Source organism: Actinomadura madurae, from assembly GCF_047130825.1.
In the GTDB taxonomy this organism is placed as follows: Bacteria; Actinomycetota; Actinomycetes; order Streptosporangiales; family Streptosporangiaceae; genus Spirillospora; species Spirillospora madurae.
Window position 1 is genome coordinate 133,142 of the sequence record NZ_CP083237.1, and the last position, 22,705, is coordinate 155,846.

18 protein-coding genes and 2 pseudogenes are annotated in these 22,705 nt (G+C 69.9%); 13 read left to right on the top strand and 7 right to left on the bottom strand.

Features of this window, described 5'->3' with window-relative positions:
- Positions 1–194: 194 nt before the first annotated feature.
- From K8Z49_RS00620 to K8Z49_RS00630, 3 genes are all read left to right on the top strand, one after another.
- Positions 195–602, top strand: coding sequence for a hypothetical protein (locus K8Z49_RS00620; protein ID WP_075023812.1), 408 nt, complete (start codon positions 195–197; stop codon positions 600–602).
- Between the two features lie 14 nt (positions 603–616).
- On the top strand, positions 617–1,474 hold the full coding sequence (locus tag K8Z49_RS00625; protein ID WP_412517340.1) for an alpha/beta fold hydrolase: 858 nt from the start codon (positions 617–619) through the stop codon (positions 1,472–1,474).
- Between the two features lie 64 nt (positions 1,475–1,538).
- Positions 1,539–1,928 carry a VOC family protein gene (locus K8Z49_RS00630; RefSeq protein WP_021591569.1) on the top strand — a complete coding sequence of 130 codons (390 nt, stop codon included), beginning with the start codon at positions 1,539–1,541 and terminating at the stop codon, positions 1,926–1,928.
- Between the two features lie 11 nt (positions 1,929–1,939).
- Here K8Z49_RS00630 and K8Z49_RS00635 read toward each other — a convergent pair whose 3' ends face one another.
- From K8Z49_RS00635 to K8Z49_RS00645, 3 genes and pseudogenes are all read right to left on the bottom strand, one after another.
- Complete coding sequence (locus tag K8Z49_RS00635; RefSeq protein ID WP_075023783.1) at positions 1,940–2,710, bottom strand: SDR family oxidoreductase; 771 nt, start codon at positions 2,708–2,710, stop codon at positions 1,940–1,942.
- Positions 2,711–2,892: 182 nt separating this feature from the next.
- Positions 2,893–3,670: pseudogene (locus tag K8Z49_RS00640) on the bottom strand (hypothetical protein).
- 35 nt (positions 3,671–3,705) lie between these two features.
- Positions 3,706–5,298 (bottom strand): FAD-dependent monooxygenase, encoded by a 1,593-nt coding sequence (locus K8Z49_RS00645; protein WP_024934000.1) that lies wholly within the window; start codon positions 5,296–5,298, stop codon positions 3,706–3,708.
- 47 nt (positions 5,299–5,345) lie between these two features.
- Between K8Z49_RS00645 and K8Z49_RS00650 the strand changes: the two genes are divergently transcribed.
- Positions 5,346–6,170, top strand: coding sequence for an IclR family transcriptional regulator (locus tag K8Z49_RS00650; RefSeq protein ID WP_021591564.1), 825 nt, complete (start codon positions 5,346–5,348; stop codon positions 6,168–6,170).
- Here the strand turns inward: K8Z49_RS00650 and K8Z49_RS00655 are convergent.
- Complete coding sequence (locus tag K8Z49_RS00655; protein ID WP_024934001.1) at positions 6,121–6,804, bottom strand: GntR family transcriptional regulator; 684 nt, start codon at positions 6,802–6,804, stop codon at positions 6,121–6,123. The two genes, K8Z49_RS00650 and K8Z49_RS00655, sit on opposite strands and share 50 nt — an antisense overlap.
- Before the next feature lie 133 nt (positions 6,805–6,937).
- On the opposite strand from K8Z49_RS00655, the gene K8Z49_RS00660 reads away from it, so the two are divergent.
- The 5 genes and pseudogenes from K8Z49_RS00660 to K8Z49_RS00680 form a co-directional block, all read left to right on the top strand.
- The gene (locus tag K8Z49_RS00660) at positions 6,938–7,792 is read left to right on the top strand and encodes a fumarylacetoacetate hydrolase family protein (RefSeq protein WP_412517341.1); all 855 of its coding nucleotides are present in this window, start codon (positions 6,938–6,940) and stop codon (positions 7,790–7,792) included.
- A 28-nt stretch (positions 7,793–7,820) separates the two neighbouring features.
- Positions 7,821–8,753, top strand: a complete 933-nt coding sequence (locus K8Z49_RS00665) for a VOC family protein (protein WP_412521309.1) — start codon at positions 7,821–7,823, stop codon at positions 8,751–8,753.
- On the top strand, positions 8,750–10,753 hold the full coding sequence (locus K8Z49_RS00670) for an acetoacetate--CoA ligase (protein WP_412517342.1): 2,004 nt from the start codon (positions 8,750–8,752) through the stop codon (positions 10,751–10,753). Before K8Z49_RS00665 ends, K8Z49_RS00670 begins: the two co-directional genes overlap by 4 nt.
- 17 nt (positions 10,754–10,770) lie before the next feature.
- Positions 10,771–11,712, top strand: a complete 942-nt coding sequence (locus K8Z49_RS00675; RefSeq protein ID WP_412517343.1) for an alpha/beta fold hydrolase — start codon at positions 10,771–10,773, stop codon at positions 11,710–11,712.
- A 59-nt stretch (positions 11,713–11,771) separates the two neighbouring features.
- Positions 11,772–11,897 (top strand): annotated as a pseudogene (locus K8Z49_RS00680) (FAD-dependent oxidoreductase); the annotation flags it as partial.
- 85 nt (positions 11,898–11,982) lie between these two features.
- Here K8Z49_RS00680 and K8Z49_RS00685 read toward each other — a convergent pair.
- The 3 genes from K8Z49_RS00685 to K8Z49_RS00695 form a co-directional block, all read right to left on the bottom strand.
- Positions 11,983–12,927 (bottom strand): hydroxymethylglutaryl-CoA lyase, encoded by a 945-nt coding sequence (locus K8Z49_RS00685; protein WP_075023779.1) that lies wholly within the window; start codon positions 12,925–12,927, stop codon positions 11,983–11,985.
- A complete protein-coding gene (locus tag K8Z49_RS00690; RefSeq protein ID WP_412517344.1) occupies positions 12,924–14,198 on the bottom strand; it encodes a hydroxymethylglutaryl-CoA reductase, degradative in 1,275 nt (424 codons plus the stop codon). The genes K8Z49_RS00685 and K8Z49_RS00690 overlap by 4 nt, the downstream gene beginning before the upstream one ends.
- Positions 14,199–14,297: 99 nt before the next feature.
- Positions 14,298–16,133 (bottom strand): helix-turn-helix domain-containing protein, encoded by a 1,836-nt coding sequence (locus K8Z49_RS00695; protein ID WP_412517345.1) that lies wholly within the window; start codon positions 16,131–16,133, stop codon positions 14,298–14,300.
- 205 nt (positions 16,134–16,338) lie between these two features.
- Between K8Z49_RS00695 and K8Z49_RS00700 the strand changes: the two genes are divergently transcribed.
- The 4 genes from K8Z49_RS00700 to K8Z49_RS00715 are packed head-to-tail and all read left to right on the top strand — an operon-like array spanning position 16,339 to position 22,656.
- A complete protein-coding gene (locus K8Z49_RS00700) occupies positions 16,339–18,396 on the top strand; it encodes a hydantoinase/oxoprolinase family protein (RefSeq protein ID WP_021591555.1) in 2,058 nt (685 codons plus the stop codon).
- A gap of 24 nt (positions 18,397–18,420) precedes the next feature.
- Positions 18,421–20,571, top strand: coding sequence for a hydantoinase B/oxoprolinase family protein (locus K8Z49_RS00705; protein WP_412517346.1), 2,151 nt, complete (start codon positions 18,421–18,423; stop codon positions 20,569–20,571).
- Between the two features lie 28 nt (positions 20,572–20,599).
- Positions 20,600–21,859 (top strand): CaiB/BaiF CoA transferase family protein, encoded by a 1,260-nt coding sequence (locus K8Z49_RS00710; protein ID WP_021591553.1) that lies wholly within the window; start codon positions 20,600–20,602, stop codon positions 21,857–21,859.
- The gene (locus K8Z49_RS00715) at positions 21,859–22,656 is read left to right on the top strand and encodes an enoyl-CoA hydratase/isomerase family protein (RefSeq protein ID WP_021591552.1); all 798 of its coding nucleotides are present in this window, start codon (positions 21,859–21,861) and stop codon (positions 22,654–22,656) included. Before K8Z49_RS00710 ends, K8Z49_RS00715 begins: the two co-directional genes overlap by 1 nt.
- Positions 22,657–22,705: the final 49 nt, after the last annotated feature.

Sequence of the window (22,705 nt, forward strand, 5' to 3'; positions counted from 1 at the left end):
GTGTCGACGAGAGCCAGCGAAGATGCCTGCGGCCGAAGGCGCTGCCGATGAGCGCTAAGCGTGGTCGCAGGCTGTGCGGTGGCGAATCGCCCGATTTGGCCGGATGTTGGTAACCGCGCGGTCGATGGGTTCCTCGCGGCTGGGTAGGGCGCCGGTTATCGCCGAAGCGTCCAGTGCGGGAGGAGACGCTGATCATGACCGCACCAACCCGGGCCGCACCCGGCCGACAGTGGGCCGACGCCTTCGCCGCGGCCAGCAACGACGACGCCGAGATCCGGGCCCACGGGAAGTACTTCACCTGCACCTACCTGCTCGACGCCGCCGACCGCAGCTACGCGATCAAGGTGGAGTCGGGGCGGGTGACCCAGGTCACGGTGGATCCGGGGCCGCTGGACGTCCCCTACGAATTCGCGATCCGGGCGAGCCCTGAGACGTGGCGGGGGTTCGGTGAGCCGGTGCCGCCCCCGATGCACCACGGGATCTGGGCGGCCACCTTCCAGCGCGACATGCGATTGGACGGGGACATCCTGGTCCTCATGCAGAATCTGCGCTGCGTCACCCGGCAGATCGAACTGCTCCGCGCCGTCGGCTCGCCCGTCTGAGGAAGGAGATCACCGTGAGCAAGGTATCCCCGGTCACCGGGCACTATGTGACCGTCGAGGTCGACGGCGTCGAGTACAAGGTCTTCTACCTCGAGAACGGCACCGGACAGCCGCTGGTCTGCCAGCACACCGCCGGCTGTCACAACCACCAGTGGCGCGGCCTGCTGGAGGACGAAGAGATCACGGCGAATTACCGCGTCATCGCCTACGATCTGCCCCGCCACGGCAAGTCCGATCCGCCGGAGAACGTCGAGTGGTGGAAGGAGGAGTACACCCTCACCGCGGACCACTACGTCAATTTCATCGTCGCGTTGTGCGATGCCCTCGAACTCGAAGACCCCATCTTCATGGGCTCCTCCTTCGGGGGGAACGTCGCGCTGCAACTCGCGCTGCGGCGCCCCGACCGATTCGCGGGCGTCCTGGCGGTCGAGGGCGCGGACTACTCGCCCGGGTTCTACCTCGACTGGTGGCAGCACCCGCACGCCAACGCCGCCCAGGTCTGCGCGAGCGGCGTGTGGGACCTGATGGCGCCGCAGTCGCCCGAGGCCGACCGCTGGAAGACATGGTTCTACTACTCCCAGGGATCCGAGGCGTTCAAGGGCGACCTGTACTTCTACTCCGTCGACCACGATCTGCGGGAACGTCTTCACGAGATCGACGGGGACCGGTGCCCCGTCGTGATGCTTACCGGCGAGTACGACTATCTGACCACCCCGGAGGACAGCGCCCGCACCGCGAACGCGATCGAGAACGCCACCTTCATCAAGATGGAGAAGGTCGGGCATTTCCCGATGAGCGAGAACCATTCCGTGTTCCGCGGTTACCTCCTCGAAGCCCTCAGGATCCTCGGAAGAAAGAAGGTGTCCGTCTGAGCGGGCAAAGGGGAGCGCCGACAACGGCGGCGTAGGGCCGGCGTCCGTGGGAACCTAGGTCGGCATGGCGCCCAGTCTTGGCTACGTGATCCTGTATGTCCGCGACCTTGCCGCCTCGATCGTCTTCTACCGGGACGTGGTCGGGCTCGTCTTCAAGTTCCAGGACGCGGGCTATGCGGAATTCTCTACCGAGGCCACCAGGTTCGCGCTGTACGAGCAGCGCCGCGCCGACTGGCTGACCAACAGCCGGACCGCGCCCGGCCCGGCGGCCGAGGTCGTCTTCATGGTCGACGACGTCGACGCCGAGGCCCGCAGGCTCAGGGAAAGGGGGGCCGCTATCCTCAGCGGCCCCGCCGACCGGCCGTGGGGACACCGGACACTGCATGTCGCCGACCCCGATGGTTTCATCGTGGAGCTCGCGCAGGACATCCCGCGCCGTCGCCATCGACGCTAGAGCCGCGCGAGTCAGCGGGCGTGCGTCGCGCCGCCGTCCACGACCAGCGTGGAGCCGACCACGTAGTCGCCTGCGCGGGAGGCCAAGTAGATCGCGGCCGCGGCCATGTCCTCGTCGGTGCCGATACGCCCCGACGGGATCACCTCCATGAGTTCGTCCGCGTGATCGCGCGCGGCCCTGTTCATGTTCGAGGCGAACGCGCCCGGAGCGATCGCGGAGACGACGATCCCGTCCTCGATCAGCCGAAGCGCCATCCTGCGGGTCAGCTGGATCAGTCCGGCCTTGCTGGCGTGGTAGCCGTAGGTCTCCATCGGGTTGATCGAGATCCCGTCGATCGAGGCGATGTTGATGACCTTGGCCAGATGGCCGCCGGTCGCGGCCACGAGTTCCGGCTTGAGCGCCTGCGTGAGGAAGAACGGCGTCTTGAGGTTGAGGTCCATCACCTTGTCCCAGCCGGACTCGGGGAACTCGTCGAACGGAGCACCCCAGGCCGCCCCGGCGTTGTTGACCAGGATGTCCAGCGCCGACTCCTGCTCGCGGTAGGCGGCCACCAGTTCCTGGATGCCCGCCGCGGTCGAGACGTCCGCCGGAAGCGAGACGCAGTGGCCGAACTCCGACAGCTCCTTTGCGGCGGCATCGCACGCCTCGGCCTTGCGCGCGGAGATGTAGACCCGCACGCCGCTGCGGACATAGCCCTCGGCGATCATCCGGCCGATGCCGCGGGAGCCGCCGGTGATCAGTGCCGTGCGGCCGTCGAGGGAGAAGAGGGTGGAGATGTCCATGGTTCTCGCTTCCGCGGCGGGAGGCGAACCGTCAGTTCGACGCGTCGCGCCCAGCCTGTTGTCGAGTCTGCTTCCGAGCATTCTCGATCGTGACTCGCGAAGCCATCAGGTATCCGAGTAAGTTCCGGCGTCGGCCAGGCGGGTGACCTGCCCTGCCCTTATCGCCGCCTCGCTTCGAACCGTCACGAGAGCCGCTCCAGCACCATCGCCATGCCTTGTCCGCCGCCCACGCACATCGTCTCCAGCCCGAACTGCCTGTCGTGGAACCGGAGCGAGTTGATCAGCGTGCTGGTGATGCGCGCGCCGGTCATGCCGAAGGGGTGGCCGACCGCGATGGCGCCGCCGTTGACGTTGAGCTTGTCGATGTCGAGGCCCAGGTCGCGGGCCGACGGGATCACCTGCGCCGCGAAGGCCTCGTTGATCTCGACGAGGTCGATGTCCTCGATCGTCATGCCCGCCCGGGCGAGGGCCCGCTCGCTCGCCTCCACCGGGCCGAGGCCCATGATCTCGGGCGAGAGCCCGGTGACGCCGGTGGAGACGATCCGCGCGAGCGGGGTCAGTCCGAGCCGCCTGGCCTTGACGTCGCTCATGATGACGATCGCCGCCTCGGCGAGGTTCTGGCTGCGGACACCGAACTCGTCCTGCTCTTCGCGGCTGATGCCCTTGAGCTGGGCGACGTTCTCGGCGGTCTGCCCCATCGCGGCGTACAGGTCGGGCATGGCGGGGCGCGACGCCGGCGGAGATGAAGACGTCGCCCTCGCCCGCCTTGATCGCGTGGAAGGCCATCCGGGTCGTCTGGAGGCTGGACGAGCAGTAGCGGTTGACCGTGGTGCCGGGCAGATGGTCCATGCCCGCGAGCACGGCCACGGCCAGGTCGTCGGGCCGCATCGAGACCAGAGATCCCTTGTTGGCACGGCCGATCGGGGAACGTGCGGTGGCGACGATCACAGCCTCGGGCATCGGTGGTTCTCCTTGCGAAGCGTGTTCGGACTGGACTATTCGGCCGAGGAGGACGCCATCGTGTCGGCGTGCTCCGGACGCCCCACCGCGCGGAGCAGCACGGAGGCGTCGAGCCGGGGGCCGCGCCAGGCGATGTGCTGGTCGGGGCGGATCAGGAGGAAGGGTTCGTGTCCCCATGCGGCCGGCGCCGGGATCGTCGTCAGAGGGATGCCGAAATGCTCCGCCCTGCTCTGGAACCGCGCGATGGCGCCCGTGTCGGCGGAGCCCGGATGGATCAGCGTGAACCCGCGGCCGAGGTCGTCGTACAGCGCATGACCGGGCTTCAGCCAGACATGCGGGAGTCGTGAGCCGGGAACGGTCGACGGGGTGTAGTTCACCACGTCGAACGGTGGCGCCTCGTGCGTCGTGATCACCACGGGTGAACCGTGGTAGGAGTATCCGAGCACGAGGCCCAGGGAGTTGAACTCCTCGTACTTGGTCTCCTGGATGCGTTCGGCGGTCTGCGCGATGTCGGGGCCGGACGCTCGGAGGTTGCGCGTCGCGGAATCGATCGTCTGCTGCGCGACCTCGCGCCGCTCCACCGCGTAGGTGCGGAGCAGCTCGGGGCCTGCCCAGCCGCGCAGCGCCGCGGCGAGCTTCCAGCCGATGTTGACCGCGTCTCCGACGCAGGTGTTGAAGCCGTGGCCTCCGAACGGCGGATTGACGTGTGCGCTCTCACCGACGAGGAAGACCCGGTCGGAGGCGTACCGGTCGGCGATCAGCATCCGGGGCACCCACGGGTCGGTGGCGAGAAGCTCGATGCCGATCTCGTCCGCGGACCGTCCGGTGAGTGCGGCGAGGAGCTCGACCGCACGCTGGTCGGTGCAGGTGGCGTCGATGCCGCCGAGGCCCGCCCACCAGGTCCCTTCGCCGTCGAGCGGGCCCATGGCCGACTTCACCTCCGGGCCGACCACCCAGTAGTGGACGGCCTCACCGACGGCGGGCCGCAATCCCGGTGCGCGGAACACCGTGTTGAGGTTCGAGCGAGGCGACGACGCCCCGGCGAACGTCGAACCGATGGCGTCTCGGGTGACGCCCTTCGCGCCGTCGCAGCCGGCGACGTAGTCCGCGGTGATCTGGTACGTCGACTCGTCGTCACGCGTGATCTCGCAGCTCACCGAGTCGCTCGACTCGGTCAGACCCGTGACGCGCTCTCCGAGCCGGAGCTCGACGAGCCCGGTCGATCGCAGGTGGGCGCGGAGCACCTCCTCGACGATCGGTTGCGGCACCTGCTGCCCGCCTTCGGCGAACAGGTCACTGGGGGTGGCGCGCATGCCGAACGCATCGTCGAACTGGGTGATGCGCTCGCCGTTGAGAGTGGTGCAGAAGATGACCCGCCGGCACGACTCCGGTTTGAGAGGTGCGGCGTCACGGACCGCGTCGGCGATGCCCCAGCGCCGGAAGAGCTCCATCGTGCGCGGGCTCGTCGTCTTGGCGCGTGGTCTTGTGTGGGAGACGGCGGCCCGCGGCTCGACCACGATCGAGGGAACGCCGTGCAGTGCCAGTTCGGCCGCGGTCGCGAGTCCCGCGGGTCCACCCCCCGCGACCAGGACCGGAGCCGTCGACATCGAGTTCACTGGGTCAGGCATGGGCATATAGTCCGGCGTGCGATGGTCGACACACAGGGGACATTTCAATGAGTGGCACGCAGCGCTCAAGGCGCCCGTCCGGCCGTCCACCAGTCGGGGAGCCGATCCTCGACCGGGCCTTCCGGCTCCTGCGGGCCTTCGCCGACAACGGCGAGAGCCTGTCGCTGCAGACGCTGGCCGCCTGCTCTGACCTGCCGAAGAGCACCGCGCTGCGGATCGCGAACCAGCTCGTGCGCGTCGGGGCGCTCGAACGTCGCGAGAACGGAGAATTCGTCGTCGGCCTGCAACTCCTGGAGATCGCCTCACTCGCGCCGCGCGGGCACGGACTGCGCGCCGCGGCGCTGCCGGTGATGGAGGACCTGCATCACGTCACGCGCCAGCACATCCTGCTGGCGGTGCGCGAGGGCGACGAGGGCGTGCTGGTCGAACGGCTGTCGGCCACGGACGCGACGGCGGTCAAGTACCGGGTCGGCGGGCGGATCCCCCTCGGCGAGACCGGGATCGGCGTGGCACTGCTGGCGTACGCCCCCGAGGAGGTGCGTCAGGCGCGCCTGGAGCGTTCGGCGGAGCCCGCCCGGCTCCGGAGACTCCTCGCGATGACGAGAACGGAGGGTGTGTGCGCGGTCACTGGCCCGAACCCGTTGCCGGGCGGCCCGGACATCATCTCGACCGTGGCGGCGCCGATCCTCGGTCGGCAGGGCGAGGCGCTCGGTGCGATCTCTCTCGTATCGCCCGGTCCCCGCGGCACCCAGGTCGCCAACCGGGTCGCGATCCGGACCGCGAGCCTCGCGATCGCCCGCGCGACGCGGGCCCCCGATCCGGTCAGGCGGACGAGGCCGCCTGCTGACTCGCGATCGCCAACTCGATCGTGAGCCGGATGTGCCGCTCGCTGAGACCGACCGCGAGGTCGGCGTCGCGGCCCACGGCCGCTTCCATGATCGCGCGGTGCTCGGCCTCGATGTCGCGGTGCGTGCGCAGGCTCTCGGGCGTAGACCAGCAGCGGTAGACCTCCGAGATGGAGCGCAGGCGCGCCGCGGCGTCGTAGAGGTAGGTGTTGCCGCAGCCGGCGAGGATGGCGAGGTGGAACGCCTCGTGCGCGACGAGCCAGTCCTCGCTTATCTCGGGCCCCGTGACGGTGCGGCCGATCCGCTCGAGCGCGTGGTGCTTGGCGACGACCTCCGACTCCCAGGTGATGTCGCCGTGCGCGACCGCCTCGCGGATCCCGAGGGTCTCGAGGGCGACGCGCGCGTCGGTGAGCTGGGTGAGGTTGTCGACCGAGACGTCGATGACGCGGAATCCCAGCTGCGCCTCCGAGGTGGCCAGGCCCTGCTCGACGAGCCGGGGCAGGACTTCCCGCAGCACTCCGCTGCTGACGTTGTAGCGGGCGCCGAGTTCGGCGAAGCCGAGCTTTGATCCCGGCGCCAACCGGCCGTTGAGGACATCCGAACGCAGTCGCTGGAGCACCACGCTCGCCCGCGTGGGGGCCGCGGAACCAGATCGAGCCATGGCCGGAGTGTAGTCCAAGATGTTGAAACCCTGCAGTGGTCTCCACTTTGGCGTCAAATTTCGAAATATCGTTGACATCTCGCATCCTCGCTGGTTGTGTGAGCCGGACCACGGACGAAAGGTGAGCCACACGATGCGAATCGCGACGAGAGCAGGGCGAACGGTTCTGATGGCGCCCGACTCCAGCACGGTGGTCGACCTCGCGAAGGCCGGCGACGGGGCGTTCGGGCCCGACCCACGGCAGGTCTTCGACGCCTGGGACGCGCTGGTCCGCTGGTACGGCACCGCCGCCATCGACTTCGCCGCGGGCGACCGGTACGAGCCCAGCGAGCTCGGGGCGCCGTCGCCCGACCCCCGGCAGGTCTTCGCGATCGGATTGAACTACCGCGACCACGCCGACGAGTCGGGCTTCACCTACCCCGACAAGCCGACCGTCTTCACCAAGTTCCTCGGCAGCTTCGCCGGGCCGGCGGGCGACCTCGCCCTGCCGGGGGAGACGGTGGACTGGGAGGCCGAGCTGGTCGTCGTGATCGGAAAGCCCGCGCGCGACGTCGCCGTCGAGGACGCCTGGTCGCACGTCGCGGGGCTCACCGTCGGGCAGGACTTCTCCGAGCGCACCTACCAGCTGGCAGGGCCCGTGCCGCAGTTCTCGCTCGGCAAGTCCTTCGCCGGCTTCTCCCCGCAGGGACCAGGGCTGGTCACACCCGACGAGGTGCCGGATCCCGACCGGCTCCACATCTCCTGCACCGTCAACGGCGAGACCGTGCAGTCCGGGTCGACCGATCGGATGATCTTCTCGGTCCCGTCGCTGATCTCGCACCTGTCGTCGGTGCTGGAGCTCTGCCCAGGTGACGTGATCTTCACAGGTACCCCGTCGGGCGTCGGCGGTGCCCGCAAGCCACCGCGGTTCCTCAAGGAAGGCGATGTCGTCGAGACCGCCATCGAGGGCATCGGCACGATGCGGCACGTGTGCGTCAAGGCGCGGTGACGGGGCGAGGAAAGGGGCTGTTGTGGGGATGCACCGACTGACCGGGATCACCATGGGTGTCCCCGACGTCGCCGCGACGGCGGCGTACTACACCGAGTTCGGGCTGACGCCTGTCGCATCGGAGGGCGACGACAAGATCGCACGCTTCCACACCCAGGACGGCGGTGAGCAGCTCACCATCAGGCACACGGATCTGCGGCGGCTCATCGAACTGGGAATCGGTGTCGACGACGCCGACGACCTCGACCGCATCGCCCGCGGCCTCCGCCGACTCGACCTCGCTTACGAGCGGTCCGATGCCGGCGTCACGGCCCTCGATCCCGGCACCGGCGTGAAGGTCAGCGTCTCGATCGCTGCCCGTACCGAGCCGCGACCCGACCGGGAGCAGAGCTACAACGCGCCGGGGCGGCCGGTCCGCACCAACGAGCGGGCCGACGGCGTCACGCGCGAGGGGCCGGTCAAGCCGCGCAGGCTCGGCCACGTCGTGCTGGGCTCGACCGACTACACGGCGACGGAGCGCTTCTTCATCGAGGGCCTCGGCTTCAAGGTCAGCGACCTCGTTTCCGATGTGGCGGCCTTCCTCCGGTGCTCGACCGACCATCACAACGTGCTCGTCCAGAAGGCACCGGTCTCGTTCCTGCACCACACCTCGTGGATCGTCGACGACGTGGACGAGATCGGCAGGGGAGCTCACCACATGCTCGCCGCGGACCCGTCGCGCCACGTGTGGGGTCTCGGCCGGCACGCCGTCGGCTCGAACTTCTTCTGGTACCTCAAGGACCCGGCCGGCAACTTCTCCGAGTACAGCTCCGACATCGACTGCATCGTCGACGACGCGTTGTGGAAGCCGGAGGTGTGGGAGGGCGTTCGGGCGATGTACGCGTGGGGCCCGCCGCCCCCGCCGTCCTTCCTCGCCCCCGACGACCTCGCCGAGCTGATGGCCGGCGCGCACACCTCATGAGCGACGCACCGCGGACCGCCGGGCTCGCCCCCGCCCCACTCGGCACGGGACGGCTGGCGGAGTTCGCCGCCGAAGCGGCAGAGCGGCACGGCGTCGTCCTGAACGACTACTGGCAGTTGCATGAGTGGTCGATCACCGAGCCGGAGCGGTTCTGGGCCGAGGTGTGGCGACAGTTCGGCGTTGTCGCGTCGGCGCCGTACCGAACGGTCCTCGACCGCCGCACCATGCCGGGGGCCAAGTGGTTCCAGGGGGCTCGGCTGAACTACGTCGATCAGGTGATGCGGTTCGCCGACCGGCCCGGTGCGGCGGTGGTCTCGATCGCCGAAGACGGCAGCCGAGGCGAGTTGAGCTGGCCTCGGCTGAGGGCGGCTGTCGCCGGTTTCGCCTCGGCACTGCGCTCCATGGGCGTCCAGGAGGGAGACCGGGTCGTTGGCTACCTCCCCAATGCGCAGGAATCCGTCATCGCCTTCCTCGCCACGGCCTCGCTCGGCGCGACGTGGGCGGGGTGCGCTCCCGACTACGGAGTCTCCGCCGCCGCCGATCGCTTCCAGCAGCTGGAGCCGACGGTCCTGGTGGCCGCCACGGCGTACCGCTTCGACGGGAAGGTGCGCGACCGGCGTGAGGAGGTCGCTGCGCTCGTCGAGCGTCTGGGGGTGCGCGCGGTGGTGACGGTGCCGCGCGCCGGCCTCGACGCCGAGCCCGCCGCTTTCGGCCCGGTGCGTCACGAACGCTGGGACGACGTCTGCTCCGCGGACTCCGAAGAGCGGCTTATCACCGCGCAGGTGCCGGCCGAGCATCCGCTGTGGGTCCTGTTCTCGTCCGGCACCACCGGCATTCCCAAAGGGATCGCGCACAGTCACGCCGGCGTGGTCGCGATGAGCCTCGCGGCCTCCGCGCTGCAGGCGGACATGGGCCCTGGAGACACGTTCTTCTGGTACACCACGACGAACTGGATGCTGTGGAACAGCGTCGTCTCCAGTCTGCTGTCCGGGGTCACGGCGGTCACCTACGAAGGCGGCCCGTTCTTCCCGACGGCCGATCGACTGTGGCAGATCGTCGCCGACGAGCGCGTCACCGTCTTCGGTACCAGCCCCGGTCACATCCTGGGGTGCGCGTCGCAGGGGTCGAGGCCCAACGAGCACCACGGGTTCACGCACCTCAAGCAGATCATGGTGAGTGGCGCACCGGCCCCGGCCTCGGTGTACGCATGGGTGGCCGACGCGGTCTCGCCGTCCGTCCCCTTGATCTCCAGCAGCGGCGGTACGGACGTCGTCGGCGCGTTCGTCGCCGGTGCGCCCGCGCTCCCGGTCGTCCCCGGTGAGATTCCGGGCCCGGTGCTGGGCACGGCCGTGGCGGCCTTCGACGGCGATGGGGAGCCGATCCGCGATCAGGTGGGCGAGCTGGTCGTCACGCTTCCGATGCCGAGCATGCCCGTCGGGTTCTGGAACGACCCGGACGGATCCAAGTACCGGGCCGCGTATTTCGACACGTTCCCCGGGGTCTGGCGTCACGGCGACTGGGTCACCCACACCAGCAGGGGGTCGTTCGTCGTGCACGGCCGCTCCGACTCGACCCTCAACCGCAACGGCGTGCGGATCGGCTCCGCCGATCTCTACAAGATCATCGAGGGGCCCGAAGGCGTGGCCGAGGCGATGGTGATCGGTGTCGAGCGCGCCGACGGGACGTACCGGATGCCCATGTTCCTGGTGCCGCACGCGGGACAGGTCCTGGACGACGAGGCGATCGGGGCTCTCCGGCAGAAGCTGCGCACCGAGGGCTCGCCGCGGCACGTGCCGGACGCGTTCCATGTCGTGGCCGCGATCCCGCACACCAAGACCGGAAAGAAGCTCGAGATCCCGATCAAGCGGATCCTGCAGGGCGCGCGCCCCGAGGAGGTGCTGAGCGAGGGAGCGATCGATCGCCCCGGGCTCATCGCCGACTACGTCGCGCTCGCCGAGCGGTGGGACGCCGAAGACGCCCACGCGACCGCAGACCAGTAGAGAGCAAGGAGCGAGAGATGGCAGGAAACCCGGCGGACCGGGACGTGTTCGTCCCGCACGCCTTCCCCGAGAAGCAGGTCGACCTCGGTGAGATCACCATGAACTATGCCGAGGCGGGCTCTCCGGAGAACCCGGCCCTGCTTCTCCTTCCGGAGCAGACCGGATCGTGGTGGAGCTACGAGCCCTCGATCGGGCTGCTCGCCGAGCACTTCCACGTCTTCGCCGTCGACATGAGGGGGCAGGGCCGCAGTACCTGGACGCCGCGGCGGTACAGCCTCGACAACTTCGGCGGCGACCTGGTCAGGTTCATCTCGCTGGTCATCGGACGCCCGGTCATCGTCTCCGGCTGCTCCTCCGGTGGCGTGATGGCGGCCTGGTTGTCGGCGTACTCCATGCCGGGCCAGATCCGCGGTGCGATCTGCGAGGACCCTCCCTTGTTCGCCTCCGAGCTGACTCCCTCGTCCGGCCACGGCATCCGGCAGCACGAAGCCGGCGGCATGTTCGAAGCCTGGAACCGGTACCTGGGAGACCAGTGGTCGGTCGGCGACTGGGACGGCCTGACCAGGGCGATCGATGACTCGGCGTCCGCGGTCACCTCGGCGATGCTGTTCCCCGACCCGTCGCGACCGCCGCAGAACTTCAAGGAGTACGACCCGGAATGGGCGCGCGCCTTCTACGAGGGCACCGTGGCCGTGAACTGCCCGCACGACATCATGCTGAGGCAGGTCAAGACCCCTGTGCTGATCACCCATCACCAGCGCCACGAGGATTCGGAGACCGGTGTCCTCAGCCCCGGGGCGCTCTCGGTTGCTCAGGCGATGAAGGCCAAGGAGCTGATCGAGTCCGCGGGCCGGCGATGTGACTACCAGGACCACCCGACGGCGCTCCACATGATGCACCAGTTCGATCCTGAACTGTTCACCAAGGTCGTCGTGGAATGGGCGGCAACGCTGCGCTGAACCGTCCCCGGTGATCCGCGGCCTTCAGGAACACCCATGACCGTCACGACGCGCGCGGAAGGGGAAGACGGCCGTTGATGAGGCTCAACCGCATCGTCGTCGTCGGCGGACTCGTCGGGATGGAGATCGCCTCGACGTGCCGTCGGCTCGGTAAGGGCGTGACCGTCGTCGATCGGGAACCACCACTCGAACGCCTGCTCGGACCGATCGGGCCGCCCGGATCCGATGGTGCGCCGACGACTGAATTGCCGCTCGGATCCGCTCAGTCGACTACTGCGCGGGGATCGGTTTGTCCTGGAGTGCGCGGACGACCGAGGAGGGGCTCGGGCGGCCCAGCCGCGCGGCGAGCCAGGTGCTGGTCTCGACCAGTTTGGCAAGGTCGATGCCGGTGCGGATGCCGAGACCTTCGAGCTGCCAGAGGAGGTCTTCGGTGGCGAGGTTGCCGGTGGCGCTCTCGGCGTAGGGGCAGCCGCCGAGGCCGCCTGCCGAGGTGTCCACGGTGCTCACCCCGTGCTGGAGCGCGACGAGTGTGTTGGCGAGTCCCTGGCCGTAGGTGTCGTGGAAGTGCACGGCGATCCGGTCGAGCGGGATCCCGGCGGCGGTGAGGGCCTTGAGGAGGGCGATGACCCGCCCCGGGGTGGCCACGCCGATGGTGTCGCCGAGGCTGAGTTCGGTGCAGCCGAGGGAGGCCAGTGCCGTCGCGACGCCGACGACCTGGTCGGTGGAGACCGCTCCTTCCCATGGGTCGCCCCAGCACATGGAAAGGTAGCCGCGTACCCGCATCCCGGCTTCGCGGGCCTCGGCGATGACGGGAGCGAACATCTCGAGTGATTCGGCCACTGTGCGATTGAGGTTGGCTTTGGCGAAGCTCTCGGTGGCCGATGCGAACACGGCTATGTCGGTGACGTCCAGGTCGAGGGCTCGTCGCAGGCCGCGCAGGTTGGGCACGAGGACGGGGTAACGGACCCCCGGGCGGCGGTCGAGGCGGCGGAGTACCTCCTCGGCGTCCGCGAGCTGGGGCACCCGGGCGGGGTGGACCATGCTCGTCGCCTCGATGAGGGTATGGCCGGCGTCCGCGAGGCGTTCGATGAACTCGATCTTCACGCCGGCGTCCACCGGTGCGGACTCGTTCTGGAGTCCGTCACGGGGGCCCACCTCGCAGATGGTGACGGATTCGGGGAGGCCCGGCAGCCGCCGGGTCCCGTATCCGCTCATCGTCCGGCCCGCAGTTCGGCCAGGACCTTCTCGGCGTGGTCGGCGCGGAGCTGCTTGTCCGCGATGAGCCGGGCGACGACGGCCGGCACCTCCTCCGGGGTCGCCCCGGCCGTCGAGGCGATGTTGCGGGCGTGCAGGGACATGTGGCCGCGCTGGATCCCCTCGGTGGCCAGGGCCCGGACGGCGGCGAGGTTCTGCGCGAGGCCGACCGCGGTGATGATCTCCGCGAGCTCGGTGGCGGTGCGGACGCCGAGCAGGGCGATCGCCGCCTGAGCGGCGGGATGGACCTTGGTGGCGCCGCCGACGAGACCGACGGGCATGGGCAGTTCCAGGACCGCGGCGACGTTGCCGTCGGCGTCCTTCTCGAACCGGGACAGCGAGGTGTAGCGCCCGGCGGGGGAGACGGCGTGGGAGTGGGCGCCGGCCTCGACGGCGCGGGTGTCGTTGCCGGTGGCGAGCACGACCGCGGTGATGCCGTTCATGATGCCCTTGTTGTGGGTCGCGGCGCGATAGGGGTCGGCCTCGGCGAGCGCGGCGGCGTGAATGATGTTGTCGACCACGTCGGGGCCGCCGAGCGCGGCGGCGTCGAACACCGCGCGTGCCCGGGAGAGCCGCAGGTCGGCCTTGTTGGTGAGGATCCGCAGCAGGCTGTTCCCGCCCGCGATCTCGGCCGCCCGGGCGGCGACGGCCTCGGCCATCGTGTTGACCGCGTTCGCGCCCATCGCGTCGCGGACGTCGACCTGCAGGTGCGCGACGACATAGGTGCCGGCGCGCGACGGGACCAGGCGCACCGCGATGTCGCGGACGCCGCCGCCGAACTCGACGAGCTTCGGGTCCTGGGCGTCGGCGAGCGCGATCAGCTCCTCACGGGCCTCCAGCAGCCGTACCCGTCCCGCCTCGGGGTCGGCGATCCCCACGATCTGGACCTGTGCCTGCATGATGGGCGCGGTCGAGGACGTGGTGAACCCGCCGTGGACGCGCGCGACCTTGGCGGCGTTGCTCGCCGCGGCGACGACCGACGCCTCCTCGATCGCCATCGGCACGAGCACGTCCGAGCCGTTGACGACGAAGTTCGTCGCGACCCCGATCGGGACTCCGATGATCCCGGCCACGTTCTCGATCATGTGGTCGGCCAGCGCGGTGGTGAGGCCGTGCGCGGGGTCGAAGGCGGCGATCGCCGCGGGGTCGAGGCCGGCGGCGTCGGCGACGGACGTGCGCCGGTCCTCGACGGAGAGGTCCCGGAGACGCTGGATACGGCTGGTGCGCGGCATGTCGGTTCCCCGCCTACGTGTGGTTGCAGTACAGGGAGCGACGGTAGTTCGCATGAGATCGATGGGGAACGGACCGATCGTCCATGCTTGATGAGATTTCTATGGGCGATCGGTCAGGTGGGCGAGGCGGACCGCGACGGTGATCCGGAAAAGATGGTCCGGCTCCTGCCAGTCCTCGCCGAGGAGCTGGGTCACTCGTTCCATGCGTTGCAGCACCGTGTTCTTGTGCAGGTGGAGAGCACGCGCGGCGCCGACCGTGCTCATCCGGTTGCTGAGGTAGGCGGCCAGCGTGGGCAGCAGCTTGGCCGAGTGTTCGCCGTCCCAGTCCAGTACGGGCCCGATGACGCACCGTACGTAGGCGTTCACCCGCGCTTCCCCGGGGCCGAAGAGGGCCGTGTAGGGAAGGTATTCGTCGGTGGTGACGGCGGCGTCGTCCAGTCCGAGCGACGGCAGAATTCGAAGACATGCCGAGGCCGCGTCCACCTGCGTGCGCAGATCGCCGGCGGCGTCGCTGACGTTGGCGCCGGCCGCGAGGACCGGCACCTGGAGCGTGCGGCTCACCGCCTGGTGGACGTGCGTGCTCGCGGTGCGCGGGTCGGGATCGGACGTGAGGGCCACGACATGCTCGGCGTGCGCGCCGACGAGGCCGCCGATCTGGCGCAGGGCGAGGACGGCGTCACGGCGGAGTTCGGACGGCACGCAGACCACCACGACGGATCGCAGGTCACCGAGCCGGATGCCCTGTGCGCGGGCCCGGGTGGCGATGTCGGCCCGGCGGCCGGGGGAGTTGGACAGCAGGTCGGCGAGCAGGTCGCCGCGGACGCGCTTCTCGGCCTCGATCATGGCCTCCTGCTTGAGGTTGAGCAGCGCGGTGATCTGTGCGGCGCGTTCGGCGGTCCGCAGCTCGACGGGGCCGAACGCGACCTCGCCCTGCTCCAGCAGCAGGGCTCCGAGAGACGTCGTCCCGGCGACGATCGCCACCACGAAGGCGCCTCCTCCCACGGGGACGCAACGTCCGCTCCGGCGGCTTCGATCCACGGCCTCGCGCAGAGGCTCGTCGGAGTCGTCGGTTTCGAGCAGCCTGACGTGGCACCGCAACGCACGTCCGAGTGCGGTCGCGACATCGGGCGCGTCACCGCCCTGGAGGATGAGGTTCGTGAGGTCGTTGTGGACTTCGCTGGCGCGTTCGACGGCCTCGACGTGGCGGGCGAGTTCTCCGTAGGCGCGGCGTGCCTCGTCGGCCGAGTCCCGTGCCCGGGCGAGCAGGCGGGCGGTCTGGAGCACGATCGCGGCGTGGTCGGCGAAGGCCGACAGCAGGGAGATCTCCTCAGGCGAGAAGGCGTGCTCGAAGCGGTTGGCGGCGAACAGCACGCCGAGCACCTGGTCGTCGGCCAGCAGCGGGACGCCGAGCAGCGACACCAGGCCCTCCGCCTTGACGGCGGCGTCGATGCCCGAGTCATGCGGCACCTGCGTCATCGTGGCGTACTTGGACGTCCAGCACGGCCGGCGGCCCTCGACCACCTGGCTCGCCAGACCTATGCCGGGAGGCACCCGCAGCCCGAGGAGGGACGGGGAGATCGAGCCGAGGGTGGTCCGCACCCGGAGTTCCTTGCTGTCCGCGTCGAACTCGGACAGGTAGGTGACGTCGGTGCCCACCAGGTCGTGCGCCCGTTCGACGAGCCGGCCCAGCAGTTCGTCCACGTCGCGGAGCTGCGCGAGCTCGCGTGCCGATGAGAAGAGGGCCGACAGTTCCCGCCCGCGGCGGCGCCAGCGGTCCGAGGTCGCGCGCAGGCGCCGGAGCTCGTAGGCGATCTTGGCGGCGCCCTCCTCGGGCAGGGCCGCCTCCGACAGGAGGCCGTCCACGTCGACCTCCCGGTCGGTCGACGCGGCCTGAAGCAGGTCGATGACGATCTCGACCGGGATGGTGCTCGCCATGTCGCCCCTGCCTTCCCGTACCGATCGAACAGGAACTTTTCCTGGATAGTGGACGAATGATACATAGCCTGAACCAGGTGGCGGCCGTAGCGTCCACGGCGGGGATGGCGGAATCTCCGGTGAATCGAAACAGACCGTTGGTGCGGACCTACCACCCGTCAGCCCAGCACGATCGGCACCAACCCATTCGAGAGGGACGGCGAGCATGGCGCTTCATGTTGGCATCGACGTCGGGGGGACCTTCACCGACGCCGTGGCGATCGTCGACGGGCGCGTGATCCGCGGCAAGGCGTTCTCGACCAAGGACGTGACCACCGGGATCCTCGGCGCCCTGGATGTCCTGCGGGACCGTGTGGGCATGGCCGAGGCGGAGTTCTTCGCCGCGGTCGACCGCTTCGTCCTGGGCAACACCATCGTCACCAACGCGGTGGACGAGCAGAAGTACGCCGCGGTGGGACTGCTGACCACGCAGGGGTTCCGCGACACCCTGCGCATCGCCCGCTCGGCCCGCACCGACGAGCGCGACCCGCACCGGATGTCGGCGCCGCCGGACATCGTGGAGCGCCGCCGCATCGTGGAGGTCGCCGAGCGGGTCGATGCCCACGGCACGGTCCTGGTCCCGCTCACCGAGGACGCGATCGCCGCCGCGGTGGACGCGGTCCTGGCGGCCGGCGCGGAAGCGATCGCGGTCTGCCTGCTGTGGTCGTTCCGCAACGCCGTCCACGAACAGGCGATCGGCGATTACCTGGACGCCCACCACCCCGACGTCCCGTACACGCTGTCCAGCCGCCTGACACCGGTCTACCGCGAGTACGAGCGCATGGTCACCACCGCGCTGGACGCCGCGGTGAAGCCGATCGTGGCCTCGCACTTCGAGCACCTGGCCGAGGACCTCCGGAGCAGGGGGCTCCGCGCTCGGGTGCAGATCATGCAGGTGCACGGCGGGTTCCTGTCGGTGGAGGAAACCGGCAAGGCCCCGATCTCGATGTTCAACTCCGGCCCGGTCGGCGGCGTCACCGGCGCGCGGCTGCTGGGCAAGCGCCTGGGGCGCCGCCGGGTGCTCACCGCGGACATGGGAGGCACGAGCCTCGACGCCGCGGCGATCCTGGACGAGGAGTTCCGGCTGCTGCCCCGGGCCGAGATAGGCGGCCTGCCCACGAGCCTGACCGCCGTCGACATCGAGACCATCGGGGCGGGCGGCGGCAGCCTGGCCTGGGTGGACGGCCGGAACCTGCTGCGCGTCGGCCCGCAGAGCGCGGGCTCGACCCCCGGCCCCGCCTGCTACGGCAAGGGCGGCACCCGGCCGGCGGTCACCGATGCCGCGCTGGTGCTCGGCTTGATCAACCCGGACTACTACCTCGGCGGCACCGTCCCCCTGTACGAGGAGAAGGCGCGGACGGCGCTGCGCAAGCACGTGGCCGAACCCCTGGGGATCTCCGAGGACGCCGCCGCCGAAGGCGTGTACCGGCTGGCGACGTCGCAGATGTCCAACGCGCTGCGCAAGATCACCGTGAACCGGGGGCACGATCCGCGCGAGTTCACCCTCGTCGGCTTCGGCGGCGCGTGCGGCCTGTTCGCGGCCGCCATCGCCGCCGAGGCCGGGGTCCGGGAGGTCGTGATCCCGCGCAACGCCGCGGTCTTCTCCGCCTACGGCCTGATGCACGCCGACTCGGTCTTCTCCGCCGTCCAGACGAGCCCGTGGACGATGGACCAGCCCGCCGCGGCGCTGGAGAAGGAGTTCGCGGCCCTTGAGGAACGCGCGCGGGCGTGGTTCGAGACCGAGGGGATCCCGGACGACCGCCGAGAGCTCCAGCGCGAGGCGGACATGAAGTTCGTGGGCCAGATCTTCGAGGTCACCACCCGCCTCCCCGTGAGCACGTTCGGCGAGGCGGACAAGGAGGCGCTGCGCGACCGGTTCATCGCCGACTACGAGGAGGAGTTCGGCACCGGCACCGCGTGGACGGAGGCCGACATCCTGCTCATCAACACGCGGGTCCGGGCCATCGGCCGCAGCGACGTGCAGACGGTGAAGCAGATCGCGGGCGCCGATGAGGAGCGGCACGAGCTCACCCGCCGCGCCGTGCTGGAGCCGCTCACCGGGGAGCGCGTCGAGATCGGCGTGCACCGGGGGTTCGGCGCGCTCGGCCGATCCGACGGTCCCTGCCTGCTGGAGGAGCCCGACACCACGGTCTACGTGCCCAGCGGCGCCACCGTCGAGCTCACCGAGGGCGGCGACTTCCTGCTGGGCCTCGCCGACCGCTGACCCGTCCGCCGAAGGAGACGACCCATGACCAGCACCCAGCCCGAGATGCCCGAAGGATTCGACCCGGTCACCCTCGAGGTGATCCGGATGCGCCTGGACTCCATCGTGGAGGAGATGGGCATCGCGATGATCCGCTCGTCGGGCTCCCCGGTCATCACCGAGGCCGGCGACTTCAACACCGCCCTGTTCGACCCCGCCGGCCGCATCTACGCCTACTCCGACTACGTCCAGTTCCACATCGGATCCGGCAGCGTCGCCGTGCAGAACCTGGTGAAGGCCATCGAGGGCGAGCCGCTCGCGCCGGGTGACGCGTTCATCTGCAACGACCCGCACACGGCCGGCGCGAGCCACCCGCCGGACACCAACGTGATCTCGCCGATCTTCCACGGCGACGAGCTGATCGGCTGGGCGCAGTCGCAGGCGCACCTGGTCGACGTCGGCGGCATGACCCCCGGCGGCTTCGCGCCCGGCGCCCATGACTGCTACGCCGAGGCGCTGCGGCTGCCGCCCGGTGTGAAGATCTTCGAGCGGGGCGAGCCCGTCGAGTGGGTGCGCCGGATCCTGCTCAACAACGTCCGGGTGCCCACGCTGTTCTGGAACGACGTGCGCAGCCTGGTCGCGAGCAACAACACCGGCATCCGGCGGCTGCTCGGCACCATCGAGGAGTTCGGGCTCGAGCGGTTCCGCGACTACACCAAGCTCTCCTTCGAGCTCGCCGAGCAGGTCGTGCGCGAACGGATCCGCGCGATCCCGGACGGCACCTACAGCGCCGACGAGTGGACCGAACACAACGGACACGTCGACGACCTGTACCGCGTCGCCTGCACCATGACCAAGAGCGGCGACCAGATCACCTTCGATTTCACCGGCTCCAGCGAGCAGACCGACGGCTTCGTCAACTGCAGCTACGGAGCCCTGGTCGGCAGTGTCGCCACGGCCATCGTGCCGATCCTCGCCTGGGACGTCCCGTTCAACGAGGGTGTCATGACGGCGTTCGACATCGTCGCCGAACCCGGCTCGATCGTGAACCCCCGGCCCCCGGCGCCGATCAGCAACGGGCACCTCACCACCGGCGCCCGGGTGAGCCGCGTGGTCACCAAGCTCATGAACGACGCGTGCCACAGGAGCGACGACGACACCGTCCGCAACCGCACGCAGGGGGTGTGGGGCGACTCGTGGACCGGCGGGATCTCCGCGGGCACCACCGACGGCGGCGAGTACTTCGTCCTGTTCAACATGGACGGCGGCGGGATGGGCGCCGGCGCCCAGCCCGACGGCGACGGGCTCGACTGCGCGGGGATGATGACGCAGGTCAACAACATGCTCCCCGACGTCGAGATGAACGAGATGCTCTACCCGGTGCTCTACCTGTGGAAGCAGCTCAACGTCGACAGCGCGGGCCACGGCGCCCACCGCGGCGGCCTCGGCCTGCGCTTCGCCTGGACCCTGCACGGTGCGCCGGAGGTCACGCAGACGGTGTTCGCCCCGAGCGCCCAGGTGGTCGCCGGCGGCTTCGGTGGAGGCCTCCCCGGTGGCGGCAGCGGGCACGAGGTCTGGCGCCGGACCGATGTCGCGCGGCTGCTCGGTGACGGCCGGGTCCCCGCCCGGGACGCGCTGAGCGCCGAGGAGAAGGAGCTGCTGGCGATCAACCAGCAGTCGGTCACGGTCCGGGCCGGGGACGTGTTCGTGCAGTGGATCGCGGGCGGAGGCGGCTACGGCGACCCGCTGCTGCGCGCCCCGCAGCTGGTCGCGGCCGACGTTCGCGACGGCTATGTGACCGCCCAGGCCGCGCGGCGGACCTACGGCGTGGTCCTTACCGACGGCGTCGTCGACGAGACCGCCACGGAGCGGGCCCGCGCCGAGCTCCGCCGGGAACGGCTCGGCGAAAGCCCCGTCCAGCAGGTCCTGCCGGCCTCGCCGGCCGGATCGTCCGCGCCGCGCCGTGACGCGGACGGCTGGTTCGTGCCCGCCAGCGGTGCCCGCCTGGGTACGGGGGAGGATTGGCACCGGGCCGCGCGGAAGGTCACCCATGTGGCCGCCGACAGGCTGGCCGCGTACGGAGTCCGCGTCCGCCCGCGCGCCAACGGGCAGCGCGTCTTGATCGACGAGTACTACAGCCCCGCGTGCGGCACCCTTCTGGAGGCGTGCGTCAGGGTCGACTCGACGGCGGGCTGACCGGCCGACTCATAGATCAGAGGCGAACATGACCATCAACGACTTCGGCGCGATCGCGGGCATGCTCCCCGGCGGGCCGTCCCAGGGCGCGCTGCGCGGCATCGTGGTCCTGGACATCACCCGGGTCGTCGCCGGCCCCTTCTGCTCGATGCTGCTGGGCGACCTCGGGGCGACCGTGATCAAGGTCGAGAATCCCAGGGATCCGGACTACGCCCGGGACTTCCCGCCGAAGCTCAAGGCGAGCTCCGGCGAGGAGTTCAGCGGGTTCTTCGCCCAGTTCAACCGCAACAAGTTCGGGCTGACCCTCGATCTGTCCCAGCCGGACGGCAAGGAACTGCTGAAGAAACTGGTACGCCGCGCGGACGTCCTGGTCGAGAACTTCCGGCCCGGCACGATGGACAAGCTGGGCGTCGGCTACGAGACGCTGCGCGAGCAGAACCCGCGGCTGGTGTACACGGCGATCTCCGGCTACGGGCAGTCCGGCCCCTATCGCCGCCGGCCCGCCTACGACAACAGCGCGCAGGCCGCGGGCGGGTTGTGGTCGATCAACGGCTTCCCCGACCGGCCTCCGGTGCGCGTCGGCACCATCATCGGTGATCTGTCCGCCACGCTGTACGCGGTCATCGGCACCCTGGCCGCGCTACGGCACGCGGAGAAGACCGGGGAGGGGCAGATGGTCGACGTGTCCCAGCAGGACTCGGTGCTCAGCCTCACCGAGAACGCCGTGGTCTCCTACGCCGTCGACGGCAAGGTCGCCGGTCCGCTGGGCAACGAGCACCCGTTCGTCAAGCCCTACGAGCTCTACCCGTGCCAGGACGGGTTCGTGTTCTTCGGCGGATACACCGACAAGTTCTGGCGCCTGTCCTGCCACCTGTTCGGACAGCCCGAGCTCGCCGACGACCCCGAGATCGACACCATGGCCAAACGGTTCGAGCCCGAGGTCTACGAGCGGCGGATCCGGCCGCTGCTGCACAAGTGGTTCGAGGACAAGACGAAGGCCGAGCTGGAGGAGATCGTCGGCGACGCCGTGCCGCTGAGCGCGATCAAGGACATCGCCGAGGTCGTGGAGGACCCGCAGATCGCCGCGCGTGACATGGTCGTCGACGTCGACTATCCCGACTTCGGCCGGCTGCGCATGTTCGGCTCGCCCATCAAGCTCGGCGGCACGCCCACCCAGCCGCGCGGCCTCGCACCGAAGGTCGGCGAGCACGCCGGCACCGTCCTCGGGGCACTGGCCGATCTCGACGAGCACCACATCGCCGCGTTGCGCGAGAAGAAGGTCATCTGATGGGCGGCATCACCCTCGACCGCGACGGGGCGGTCGGGATCATCCGCTTCGACCGTCCCGACAAGCTCAACGCGCTGACGCTCGCGATGTACGAGGACCTGGGCGCGGCCTTCGCCGAGGTCCGCGACGACGACTCGCTCGCCGTCGCGATCCTCACCGGCAGCGGCGACCGCGCCTTCAGCGTGGGGGCCGACCTCACCGAGTCGATCCCGGCCCTGGCACAGGGGCGCTTCGACATCTCCGAATGGGATGCCGCGCACCAGAAGCACACCACGCTGTTCAAACCCGTGATCGCCGCGATCAACGGTCTCTGCCTCGGCGGCGGCTTCGAGATCATGCTGTCCACGGACATCCGGATCGCGGCCGACACCGCCGAGTTCGGCCTTCCCGAGAGCGGCGTCGGCGTCGTCCCCGCGGGGGGCACCCTCACCAGGCTGACACGGCAGATCCCCTACGTGTGGGCGATGGAACTGATGCTGCAGGGAGACCGGATCTCCGCGGCGCAGGCACTCCGATACGGACTCCTCAACGAGGTGGTCCCCCTTCCCTCACTGCTCGATTCCGCGCTCGACCGCGCCCATCGGCTCGTGGCCCGCAGCGGCACCGCACTGGAAACCGTCAAGGAGGCCGTGCTCAGGCTCGGTGACCTCCCGCAGGACCAGGCGTTCCACAGCGAAGCCCTCTACGGTCAGAAGGCCTTCACCTCACCGGACGCCCGCGAAGGCATAGCCGCGTTCACCCAACGCCGCCCCCCGACCTTCCCATCCCGCACCGGCACGGCGAAACCTCCCCACTGACCCGGCACTGGTACGACCTGGACGCCGATCCGATGACCGGCGCCTCCTC